At 71.6% G+C, this 11,641-nt stretch carries 9 protein-coding genes; 3 read left to right on the forward strand and 6 right to left on the reverse strand.

The annotated features are described in order from the left end of the window. The coding region (locus ACJOT3_RS25920; protein ID WP_406975718.1) for an RNA polymerase sigma factor at positions 1–1,457 on the forward strand (1,457 nt) is incomplete at its 5' end. A 349-nt stretch (positions 1,458–1,806) separates the two neighbouring features. On the opposite strand, the gene yaaA is transcribed toward ACJOT3_RS25920, so the two are convergent. Further along, the gene (gene yaaA / locus ACJOT3_RS25925) at positions 1,807–2,598 is read right to left on the reverse strand and encodes a peroxide stress protein YaaA (RefSeq protein WP_406975719.1); all 792 of its coding nucleotides are present in this window, start codon (positions 2,596–2,598) and stop codon (positions 1,807–1,809) included. Between the two features lie 412 nt (positions 2,599–3,010). On the opposite strand from yaaA, the gene ACJOT3_RS25930 reads away from it, so the two are divergent. Then, complete coding sequence (locus tag ACJOT3_RS25930; protein WP_406975720.1) at positions 3,011–3,682, forward strand: GNAT family N-acetyltransferase; 672 nt, start codon at positions 3,011–3,013, stop codon at positions 3,680–3,682. Between the two features lie 158 nt (positions 3,683–3,840). Here ACJOT3_RS25930 and ACJOT3_RS25935 read toward each other — a convergent pair whose 3' ends face one another. Next, positions 3,841–4,047, reverse strand: a complete 207-nt coding sequence (locus ACJOT3_RS25935; protein ID WP_306367327.1) for a DUF7455 domain-containing protein — start codon at positions 4,045–4,047, stop codon at positions 3,841–3,843. Between the two features lie 487 nt (positions 4,048–4,534). Here ACJOT3_RS25935 and ACJOT3_RS25940 point away from each other — a divergent pair, with 487 nt between their 5' ends. Continuing rightward, positions 4,535–6,643, forward strand: coding sequence for a DNA gyrase/topoisomerase IV subunit B (locus ACJOT3_RS25940; RefSeq protein WP_406975721.1), 2,109 nt, complete (start codon positions 4,535–4,537; stop codon positions 6,641–6,643). A gap of 71 nt (positions 6,644–6,714) precedes the next feature. Here ACJOT3_RS25940 and cds1 read toward each other — a convergent pair whose 3' ends face one another. From cds1 to ACJOT3_RS25960, 4 genes are all read right to left on the reverse strand, one after another. Next, positions 6,715–7,842, reverse strand: coding sequence for an L-cysteine desulfhydrase Cds1 (gene cds1 / locus ACJOT3_RS25945; protein ID WP_406975722.1), 1,128 nt, complete (start codon positions 7,840–7,842; stop codon positions 6,715–6,717). A gap of 74 nt (positions 7,843–7,916) precedes the next feature. Continuing rightward, a complete protein-coding gene (locus ACJOT3_RS25950) occupies positions 7,917–8,243 on the reverse strand; it encodes a tetratricopeptide repeat protein (RefSeq protein WP_406975723.1) in 327 nt (108 codons plus the stop codon). 113 nt (positions 8,244–8,356) lie between these two features. Next, positions 8,357–8,887 (reverse strand): beta-class carbonic anhydrase, encoded by a 531-nt coding sequence (locus ACJOT3_RS25955; RefSeq protein WP_406975724.1) that lies wholly within the window; start codon positions 8,885–8,887, stop codon positions 8,357–8,359. Positions 8,888–8,967: 80 nt separating this feature from the next. Then, positions 8,968–11,454, reverse strand: coding sequence for a DNA gyrase/topoisomerase IV subunit A (locus ACJOT3_RS25960; protein ID WP_406975725.1), 2,487 nt, complete (start codon positions 11,452–11,454; stop codon positions 8,968–8,970). Positions 11,455–11,641 lie beyond the last annotated feature (187 nt).

The raw sequence follows: 11,641 nt of genomic DNA on the forward strand, positions 1-11,641 counted from the left end.
GGTCCACCTCGACCAGGTCCACCAAGGTCACCACGACCTCCACCCCGGCCCGGACCGCCAAGCCGGTGCGCGCCGCGGCCGCCCAGGAGCAGCCGGAGACGGTCACCGCCGTCGTCGACTCCGCCGAGGCCGACAAGAAGGCACCCGCCCGCAAGGCCGCCGCCAAGAAGACGGCGACCGCGAAGAAGACCACCGCGGCCGCCGCCAAGAAGGCAGCCCCGGCCAAGAAGGCCACCGCCGCCAAGGACCCCGCCGCGGCCAAGAAGACCGCCGCCCGCAAGACCGCGGGCAAGAAGGACCTGGAGCTCGCTCCGGAGGCGGACGCGGAGGAGTTCGACGAGGAGGACCTCGACGACGACCTCGAACACACCGGCGCCGAGCTGGAGCTGGTCGAGGACACCGTCGAGGAGGTGCCGGAGAAGGACACCAAGCCGGCCCGCCCCGAGGCCGTCGGCTCCCCGGTCAAGACCGGCAACGAGGACGAGTCCTTCGTCCTGTACGACGATGACGACGACGCCCCCGCCGCCCAGGTGGTGGCCGCCGGCGCCACCGCCGACCCGGTCAAGGACTACCTCAAGCAGATCGGCAAGGTGCCGCTCCTCAACGCCGAGCAGGAGGTCGAGCTCGCCAAGCGGATCGAGGCCGGCCTGTTCGCCGAGGAGAAGCTCGCCGAAGAGGCGGACCTGCTCACCTTCGAGCTGCGCGACGAGCTGGAGTGGATCGCCGAGGACGGCGGCCGCGCCAAGAAGCACCTGCTGGAGGCCAACCTCCGCCTGGTCGTCTCGCTCGCCAAGCGCTACACCGGCCGCGGCATGCTCTTCCTGGACCTGATCCAGGAGGGCAACCTCGGTCTGATCCGCGCGGTGGAGAAGTTCGACTACACCAAGGGCTTCAAGTTCTCCACGTACGCCACGTGGTGGATCCGCCAGGCGATCACCCGCGCGATGGCCGACCAGGCCCGCACCATCCGCATCCCGGTGCACATGGTCGAGGTCATCAACAAGCTGGCCCGCGTCCAGCGCCAGATGCTCCAGGACCTGGGCCGCGAGCCCACCCCGGAGGAGCTGGCCAAGGAACTCGACATGACCCCGGAGAAGGTCGTCGAGGTGCAGAAGTACGGCCGCGAGCCGATCTCCCTGCACACCCCGCTGGGCGAGGACGGCGACAGCGAGTTCGGCGACCTCATCGAGGACTCCGAGGCCATCCAGCCGGGCGAGGCGGTCAGCTTCACCCTGCTCCAGGAGCAGCTGCACTCGGTGCTGGACACCCTGTCCGAGCGCGAGGCCGGCGTGGTCTCCATGCGCTTCGGCCTGACCGACGGCCAGCCGAAGACTTTAGACGAGATCGGCAAGGTCTACGGGGTCACCCGCGAGCGCATCCGGCAGATCGAGAGCAAGACGATGTCCAAGCTCCGTCACCCGTCGCGTTCCCAGGTGCTCCGCGACTACCTGGACTAGGCCGTCCTGAGTACGTCGTGGCCTGAAACGGCCTGAACCCGTGTGCCCTCCTGCTCAGCGAGCGGGAGGGCACACGGGTTCCGCGGTGCCTTCGTCGGTCGACGGGTGTGGCGACGCCCGCGTTCCGCACCATCGGTCCGCGCGTTCCCACACGCGCCGACCTGACCGGGTACCGCCCGGCCGCGGTGAATCGATCCCAGGTGTGTTCCGTCGTCCATCCGACACCGCCCATGCTCGCGCAGGGCCTGTAGGTGCGGGATAAAGTCGCGATACCGGTTCGTTATCTCACGCAGAGCGACGCCGCGCTCTCGGCCCGGCCCCGGCGGTCCCGTCCGTCCGATCGGTCCCGTCAGTCCCGCACGACCACGTCCAGGACCCGCGGGGCCTTGGGCTCGGCCTCGGGCGTCTCCACCGTGTGCCCCAGGTCCCGCAGCGCGTCGGCCAGCTCCGCCACGCCGGCCGCCTCGACCCCCTCGGCCAGCAGCGACCGGGCGATGTCGCCCCGGGTGGCCTTGGCCATGTGGCTGACCACCGAACGCTTCACGGCCCCGCCGACGACCTGCTCGCGCAGCACCCGCACCGACACCAGCCGCTCGGCGGCGGCGCCCCGGGGCTTGAACGCGGCGGCGTAGGCCGCCGACCGGCAGTCCACCAGCAGCCGGTCCGCGGCCAGCTCCCCCAGCGGCCCGGCCATGGCCCTGCGCCAGTAGGCGCCCAGCCCGCCCAGCGGCGGCAGCTTCACACCCATCGACAGCCGGTAGGGCGGCAGCGCGTCGTCGGGGCCGACCACACCCCACAGCCCGGAGAAGACCAGCACCCGCTCCCGGACGCGGGCGGGGTGCTCCCGGAGCAGCTCCGGCAGGCCCAGGCGGTCGTAGAGGACACCGGTGTACAGGTCGGCGGCGCGCAGGGTCGGCGCGGTGGCCGCGTCCAGGTCGCGCTTGATCGCGTCGGCCTGCCCCGGGGTGAGCCCCAGCACCTCCAGCGCCGTGTCCTCGGGCCCCGAGCACAGGTCCTCCAGCGCCGCCAGGACCTCCCGGCGGGCGGGGGCCAGCGCGGGCAGCACCAGGGACTCCGGGTCCACGGCGGGTCCGGTGCCGGAGGTGGCCTTGCCCTCGGACGGCGGCAGCAGGATGAGCATGATCGAACGGTCTCCAGGTTCGGACGGGGTGGTCGGTCCACATGCTAGATCGTCGGGCGGACCCCGGCGGCCGGGGGCGGGGCGGCGGGCCGCCAGGGCATGTCCGATGGATGCTTCCGTTCGGTTCGGCGCTCGCGCCGGGTGACACGAGCGGCCTCCAGGCGATCTCTCGCAAGACGACCGGCTCGACTGCCCCTGCTGGGCTTGCCTCGCAAGCTCGGCGGTGTCGCACAGCGGGGGCCCGCCCGGTGTCGGCCGACCGAACGAGGTCGGCGCCGCGAGGGGCCGCCCGGGGGCTCCGCGGAAGTACCGTGCCGAAGGCGTCCGTTGAGGGTGGTGGTGGGCGACGGGTGGGCGGAATGATCCGCCGAACATGCACTAGGATCGCCGCTTTCGGCGAAGGGCGGCGGGCATGCACGAGTGGGCGGCGCGGGTGGCGCGGGACTGGCCCGCGTTCGAGGTCGTGGAGCGGGACGGGTGGCGGTTCGGCGTCGCCGAGGGTGTGACCAAGCGCGCGAACAGCGCGCTGCTCCTGGACCCCGGCGCGGACCCGGCCGGGGTCACCGCGTTCTACCGGCAGCGCGGGCTCACCCCCTGCGCCCAGGTGTGGCCGGGGGAGGAGGACGCCGACGCCCGCCTGGCCCGGCACGGGTACGCGGTGGTGGAGCCCACCCTGGTGCTGGCCAGGGAGCCGCGGGAGCGCCCGGACGCCCCCGGCACCACGGCGGTCACCGCCGCGCCCGGGGCCGACTGGCTCGCCCACGGGCCGGCCGGGGTGGACGTGATCTCCCGCATCCTGGGCGCGACCACCGCGCTGTACGGGACCGCGCCCGGCGGTGCGGGCCGCGGCTGCGCGGTGCTGTCGGGGCGGTCGGCGGCCGTCTGCGCGATGGTCACCGCGCCCGCGGCCCGGCGCCGGGGCGTGGCCTCGGCCATCCTGGCCGACCTGCTGGCGCAGGCCCACGACAAGGGGGCCACCGACGCCTACCTGTGCGTGGTGACGGAGAACACTGCGGCGCGCCGCCTCTACGAGGGCTTCGGGTTCACCGAGGTGTCCAGGTACCACAACCGCGTTCTGGGCTGAGGGCGCGCCGGGACCCGGGCACGCAGGGGCCCGGGCACGCAGGGGCCCGGGCACGCAGGGGCCCGGGCACGCAGGGGCCCGGGCGCCCGGCCGGACACGCGACGGGCGGCGACCCCCCGAAGGGGACCGCCGCCCGTGCCCGTGTCGTGGAACCGACGCTACTTGTCGTCGTTGAGCTTGTCGGTCTCGTCCTGGATGTCCGAAGCGATCTTTCGGAGAGAATCGTCGTGCTTGCGCATGTGGTGCGCGCAGAACAGCAGCTCGCCACCGGAGTTCAGCAGCACCCGAACGTAAGCCTGTGCACCACAGCGGTCGCAACGGTCAGCAGCCGTCAGCGGCTGGGTGGGGGCAAGGGTTCCAGTCACTTCGCCATCCTCAATACTCGGCGTCGGTCACCTCAGACAACATCTAACCCGACCCAGACGTTCCCAACCCGGGGCCGTGTACGCCGACAGCGGAATCCGCCTGATTGGTGCCTGGATATCTCCCTTTGGGGCCTTTGAGGCCGCTCGTCGTTTCTACTACTCGTTGTACCCCCTGAACGCCCGACGCATCCCCGGAAAAGGGGAGTATCCAGGTCGCATCCACCGGAGGTGGTAGTCTCGCGCGGGGCAGGACCCTTCTGGCCGCCGCCACCCGCTTCCCGTGGTGCTTCCGGTCGCCGCGGACCCGCCCCGGGCGGCAGCCCGGCACCGGTGCCGGACCCGTAGGAATCCGCCCGAACCTTCCCCGGCGTACGAGGTGAACCGACCCGTACGCCGTGGCCTGGCCCTTTTCGTCGGTGCGGCGCGGTACAAAGGGCACGCACCGCATCCGAGCCCCGATGGCCCTCAAGACGCAGGAGATGTCCGAGTGACCGCCTTGACCGCAGCCGTCCACGACCCCGAGGACTATTCCGCCCGGCACCTGTCGGTCCTCGAAGGTCTTGAGGCGGTGCGCAAACGGCCGGGCATGTACATCGGGTCCACCGACAGCCGCGGCCTCACCCACTGCATGTGGGAGATCATCGACAACTCCGTCGACGAGGCCCTGGGCGGCTACTGCACGCGCATCGACGTCGTCCTGCACAACGACGGCTCGGTGTCGGTGGCCGACGACGGCCGCGGCATCCCCGTCGACATCGAGCCCAAGAGCGGCCTCTCCGGTGTGGAACTGGTCATGACCAAGCTCCACGCCGGCGGCAAGTTCGGCACCGGCTCCTACACCGCCTCCGGCGGCCTGCACGGCGTCGGCGCCTCCGTGGTCAACGCCCTGTCCGCCCGCGTCGACGTGGAGGTCGACCGCCAGGGCCACACCCACGGCCTCTCCTTCCGCCGCGGCATCCCCGGCCGCTTCGCGGGCGCCGGGCCCGACGCCGAGTTCACCCCCGTCTCGGGGCTTGAGCAGTTCCGCAAGATCGCCAAGAAGCTCACCGGCACCCGCATCCGGTTCTGGCCGGACATGCAGATCTTCATCAAGGGCGCCGAGATCGCCCGCGAGTCCCTGCTGGAGCGGGCCCGCCAGACCGCCTTCCTGGTGCCCGGGCTCACCATCTCCGTGCGCGACGAGCGCGTGGAGGGCGAGGAGAAGCCCTTCGAGGAGGAGTTCCGCTTCGACGGCGGGATCGGCGAGTTCTGCACCTTCCTGGCGCCCGACGACGCGGTCAGCGACGTGCTGCGCATCCAGGGCAGCGGCAACTTCACCGAGACCGTCCCCGTGCTCGACGACGCCGGGCACATGGTCCCCGCCGACGTGGAGCGCCGCCTGGACGTCGACGTGGCGCTGCGCTGGGGCACCGGCTACGACACCACGGTCCGCTCGTTCGTCAACGTCATCGCCACCCCCAAGGGCGGCACCCACATCACCGGGTTCGAACGCGCCCTGGTGCGGGTCATCAACGACCAGCTGCGCGCCGTCAAGCTGCTCAAGAACAGCGACGACCCCGTCACCAAGGACGACACCCAGGAGGGGCTCACCGCAGTCGTCACCGTCCGCCTGCCCGAGCCCCAGTTCGAGGGCCAGACCAAGGAGATCCTGGGCACCTCCGCGGCCGCCCGCATCGTCTCCCAGGTGGTCGGCCGGGAGCTGCGCGAGTTCCTCACCTCCACCTCCAAGGCGGACAAGGCCAAGGCCCGGACCGTCATGGAGAAGGTGGTCAACGCCGCCAAGGCCCGCCTGGCCGCCCGCCAGCAGCGCGAGACCCAGCGGCGCAAGAACGCCCTGGAGAACTCGGCGCTGCCCGCCAAGCTGGTGGACTGCCGCAGCGAGGGCCTGGACCGCAGCGAGCTGTTCATCGTCGAGGGCGACTCGGCGCTGGGCACCGCCAAGCTGGCCCGCGACTCCGAGTTCCAGGCGCTGCTGCCCATCCGCGGCAAGATCCTCAACGTGCAGAAGTCGTCGGTCGCCGACATGCTCAAGAACGCCGAGTGCGCCGCCATCCTCCAGGTGATCGGCGCCGGGTCCGGCCGCAGCTTCGACCTCGACGCCGCCCGCTACGGCCGGATCATCCTCATGGCCGACGCCGACGTGGACGGCGCGCACATCCGCTGCCTGCTGCTCACCCTCATCTACCGCTACATGCGGCCGATGCTGGAGGCGGGCCGGGTGTTCGCCGCGGTCCCGCCGCTGCACCGCATCGAGCTCACCAACACCCGCCGCAAGCGGGGCGCCAAGCCCGAGGACAAGTACATCTACACGTACTCCGACGCCGAGCTACAGCGCACCCTGCTGGACCTGGAGAAGCGCGGCATCGCCTGGAAGGACCCGATCCAGCGCTACAAGGGCCTGGGCGAGATGGACGCCGACCAGCTGGCCGAGACCACCATGGACCCGCGCCACCGCACCCTGCGCCGCATCCGGGTGGAGCAGGCCGAGGAGGCCGCGAACGTCTTCAACCTGCTGATGGGCAACGAGGTCGCGCCGCGCCGCCGGTTCATCCAGCAGGGCGCCCAGGAGCTCGACGTCGCCCGCATCGACGCCTAGCCCGTGACGCCGTAGGGCCCCGGAGGTGTTCTCCGGGGCCCTGTGCCGTGTCCGGGGCGGGCCGTCCGGGTTCAGGCCGGCGGGGCCCAGACGCCCTCGTTGAGGAACCGGTCGATGGCGTCCCGGTACGGGGCGGGGTCCAGGCCGCGTTCGGCCACCCAGGCGTCGTTGTAGTAGCTGTGCCGGTAGCGCTCGCCGCCGTCGCAGATCAGGGTCACCACGCTGCCCCTGCGCCCCTCGGCGCGCATCCGGGCCACCAGGTGCCACACACCCCACAGGTTGGTCCCGGTGGAGCCGCCCGCCGACAGGCCGGTGCGGTCGTACAGGTGGCGCATGGCGGCGATACTCGCCGCGTCGGGCACCGGCATCATCAGGTCGATCACCGACGGCACGAAGCTCGGCTCCATGCGCGGGCGGCCGATCCCCTCGATGCGCGAGGGCATCCCCGTCCCGTAGTCCTGCGCGCCGGTCACCCACCCCGGGAAGAACGCCGAGTTCTCCGGGTCCACCACCGCCAGCCGGGTGTGCAGCCGCTTGTAGCGCAGGTAGCGGCCGATCGTCGCCGAGGTGCCGCCGGTGCCGGCGCCCACCACGATCCAGTCCGGGCACGGGTGCCGCTCCATAGACAGCTGCTCGAAGATCGACTCGGCGATGTTGTTGTTGCCGCGCCAGTCCGTCGCCCGCTCGGCGTAGGTGAACTGGTCCATGTAGTGGCCGCCGCTCTCCGCGGCCAGCCGCTCCGCCTCCGAGTACATGTCCGGCGGGGAGTCCACGAAGTGGCAGCGGCCCCCGTAGCGCTCGATGAGGGCGATCTTCTCCGGGCTCGTCTTGCGGGGGATCACCGTGACGAAGTCCAAGCCCAGCAGCCGCGCGAAGTACGCCTCGGACACGGCCGTGGAACCCGAGCTGGCCTCCACGATCGTCGTGTCCTCGTCGATCCACCCGTTGGCCAGACCGTACAGGAACAGCGACCGGGCCAGCCGGTGCTTGAGGCTGCCGGTCGGGTGGACCGACTCGTCCTTGAGGTAGAGGTCGATGCCCCACTCGGGGGGCAGCGGGAACACGTGCAGGTGGGTGTCGGCCGAGCGGTTCGCGTCCGCGATCACCTTGCGGACCGCCTCGTCGGCCCAGGAGCGGCGCGAGTCGCTACATCGGTCCACCCAGGGGGTGCCGTCGTCGGGGTCTGTCGAAGCTGCCATGACCAGCAGGGTAGCGGGCGCGCACGGCGAGGCCCCCGGGACGGACGTCCCGGGGGCCCTCATCGCCGGCGGCCTCAGTCGAGCGAGCCGCCGGACATCACCGCGTGCATGCGGCGGTAGGTGGCCGCCTCGTCGTGCCTGCTCTGGCGCTCCAGCGTGCGGGCGAGCGCGATGTGCGCCCAGTGGTCCACCGGGTCGAGTTCGATGATCCGGCGGAACGTCTGCTCCGCCTTGGTCAGCTGCGCGGAGTGGAAGTAGGCGCGGCCGAGAAGCTCCAGCAGGGAACGGCTGTCGGGCTCGTCCTCCACGGCCGGTTCCAGCGTCTTGGCGGCGTAGATGGGGTCGCCCAGCTCCATGAACATGCGGGCGCGGTTGAAGATGTCGTACGTGCTCTCTTCCACGAGTGCTCCTCCCGGCGGCACGGGGGCCGTCCTCGGGTCAAACGGTCGGGGAGATGACCGCATTCCCTTGATTGATCCCCGGCCACCGGGGGCGCACACGCCCGCGGGTCCCCTCAGAAGTCGACGGGGGAGATCCGCCCGGTGTCCACGTCGTAGATCGCCCCCGCCACCGGCAGCCCGGCGGGCAGCAGCGGGTGGTGGCGGATGCGCTCCAGGTCGTGCCGCAGCGCGCCCAGCTGGTCGTTGTCGGTGTGGAACTCCAGGCTGCGGGTGTCCACCCCGTACTCCTCCAGGATGGTGTCGTGCACCGCGTCGTCGCTGGGCACGGACGCCATCTTGCAGCGGGTGTGCGGCAGGACCAGCACACGCTCCACGCCGAGCAGGTAGACCGCCAGCACCAGGGTGCGCAGGGTGTCATCGGTGACCCTGGCGCCCGCGTTGCGCAGGATCTTGGCGTCGCCGGGCTTGAGGCCCAGCATGTCCAGCGGCTCGATCCTGGAGTCCATGCAGGTCACCAGCGCCAGGCCGCGCGCTGCGACGGGCTTGAGCCCGGCCAGCGAATACCGGGCCGCGTAGTCGTCGTTGGCGGCGATGACGTCGTCGAACGCCCCGCCCGCCGGGCTGCTCCCGCTGTCGTCGCTCATGTGAGTCCCCCTCTGTCCGTGCCCATGACGATGCCGTGCACATCGAACCAGGTCGATGTGCACGGCATGTTGCGGCTTCCTCAGGCCCCGGATCCCGGTGCCGTGATACCGAAGTCGGTTCGTCCACTCCCCACCGTAACGATCGCCCGCGGCAGGGCCTCGCCCGACCCGTCCCGACGCTCGGTCGTGTCGGGCAGGCGCACCGGCTTGCCGTCGGCGCGGGCGGCCCGCGCCGGGCCCCGGCCGATCCACGCCATGAGCAGCGTGTCCTCGCCCTTGAGGTAGCGGTGGCAGCGCACACCGCCGGTGGCGCGGCCCTTGGCCGGGTAGGAGGCGAATGGGGTGACCTTGGCCGCTCCGGCCTGGGTGCCCTCCAGGGCGTTGCCCGTGCCCGACACGGTGACCACCACCGAGTCATCGGGGCTGCTCACCGCGCCGAACCACAGCACGCGGGCCTCCTCCGGCAGGCGCACACCCGCCACACCGCCGGCCGGGCGGCCCTGCGGGCGCACCCCGGAGGCGGGGAAGCGCAGCAGCTGGGCCTCGGAGGTGATGAACGCCAGGTCCTCCTCGCCCGTGGACAGCTGGGAGACGCCGATGACCCGGTCGTCGTCCTTGAGGGTGATGACCTCGAAGTCGTCCTTGTTGGGCGGGTAGTCCGGGGCGACGCGCTTGACCACACCGGCGACGGTGCCCAGGACGAAGCCGGGCCCGGAGGCGTCCATGGACACCACCGACACCACGCGTTCGTCCTCGTCCAGCTGGACGAACTCGGTGACCGCCAGGCCGGACGCCAGCGGCGGGGCCTCCTCCGCCTCGTCGGGCAGCTCGGGCAGCTCCACCACCGGGACGCGGATCATCCGGCCCAGGTCGGTGACCAGGCCGACGTCCGACCGGGAGGTGGTGGGCACGGACACGGCGATCGCGTCGTGCCGCACGCGCAGCCCCTCGAACATGGGCGGCGGGGTGGCGCCCCTGCTGCGCCCGATCCGCCCGTCCACGTCCATGAGCACGTGGCAGGGCTGGTCGGCCATCTCCAGCGGGATCACCGCGGCGCGGGAGGCGCCGTCGCTCTCGCGTAGCTGCGTGCGGCGCGGGGTGGCGAACTTCTTGGAGACGTCGGCCAGCTCCTTGGAGACGACCCGGCGCAGCTTCTTGTCCGACTCCAGGATCGAGGTGAGCTCGTCGATCTCGTTGTTGAGCTGGTCGCGCTCGGTCTCCAACTCCAGCCGGTCGAACCGGGTCAGGCGGCGCAGCGGGGTGTCCAGGATGTAGCGGGCCTGGATGTCCGACAGCGAGTAGGCCGCCATCAGCGACTCGCGGGCCGCGGTGGAGTCGTCGGCCTCGCGGATGAGCGCGATGACGCGGTCGATGTCGAGCAGGGCCACCAGCAGGCCGTCCACCAGGTGCAGGCGCTCGCGGCGCTTGCGGCGGCGGAACTCGCTGCGGCGCCGTACGACCTCCAGGCGGTGGCCGACGTAGACCTGGAGGAGTTCGCGCAGGCCCAGGGTCTGGGGCTGGCCGTCGACCAGGGCGACGTTGTTGATGCCGAAGGACTCCTCCATCGGCGTCAGCCGGTAGAGCTCCTCCAGGACGGCCTCGGGGTTGAAGCCGTTCTTGAGCTCGATGACCAGCCGCAGCCCCTGGGTGCGGTCGGTCAGGTCCTTGAGGTCGGAGATGCCCTGGAGCTTCTTGGACTGCACCAGCTCCTTGATGCGGGCGACGACCTTCTCCGGGCCCACGTTGTAGGGGAGCTCGGTGACGATCAGGCCGGTGCGCCGGGCGCTGACCTTCTCGATGGCGACGGTGGCGCGGGTCTTGAACGTGCCCCGCCCGGCCCGGTAGGCGTCGCGGATGCCGTCCAGGCCGACGATGGTGCCGCCGGTGGGCAGGTCCGGGCCCGGGACGAACTCGGTGAGCTCCTCCAGGGTGGCCTCGGGGTGGGCGATGAGGTGGCGGGCCGCCGCGATGACCTCGCCCAGGTTGTGCGGCGCCATGTTGGTGGCCATGCCGACCGCGATGCCGGCGGCACCGTTGACCAGCAGGTTCGGGAAGGCCGCGGGCAGGACCTCGGGCTCGGTCTCCTGGCCGTCGTAGTTGGGCTTGAAGTCGACGACGTCCTCGTCGATGCCCGACACGAGCAGCTCGGCGGCCCGGTCGAGGCGGGCCTCGGTGTAGCGCATGGCGGCCGGGGCGTCGTCGCCGCCCAGGGAGCCGAAGTTGCCGTGGCCGTCCACCAGGGGGACGCGCATGGCGAAGGGCTGGCTCAGGCGCACCAGCGCGTCGTAGATGGCGGAGTCGCCGTGGGGGTGCAGGCGGCCCATCACCTCACCGACCACGCGGGCGCACTTGACGTGCCCGCGCTCCGGGCGCAGCCCCATTTCGTTCATCTGGTACAGGATGCGGCGCTGGACGGGCTTCATGCCGTCGCGCGCGTCGGGCAGGGCGCGCTGGTAGATCACCGAGTAGGCGTACTCCAGGAAGCTGCCGCGCATTTCCTCGGAGACGTCGATGTCGATGATCTTCTCGGCGAGATCCTCGGGGGGGTGGGAAGTAGTACGGGCCATGTCCGTAATTCTGGCCCGAGCCAGAGACTGAAACGTACGTGGGTGCGTGGTCGGGCGTGTGTGAGTCGCGCGACTCGCGGTTTTCGTCCGGCGGAGTGGGGCTTTATGACCCCTGTCGGCGGGCGGATGCCGGTGCTGCGGTCGGCGGTGCGGCCGGGGGCGCGGGGGGCGGGGGCGGGGGCGGGGC

The sequence above is a fragment of the Nocardiopsis protaetiae genome (genome assembly GCF_045446735.1).
GTDB lineage: Bacteria > Actinomycetota > Actinomycetes > Streptosporangiales > Streptosporangiaceae > Nocardiopsis > Nocardiopsis protaetiae.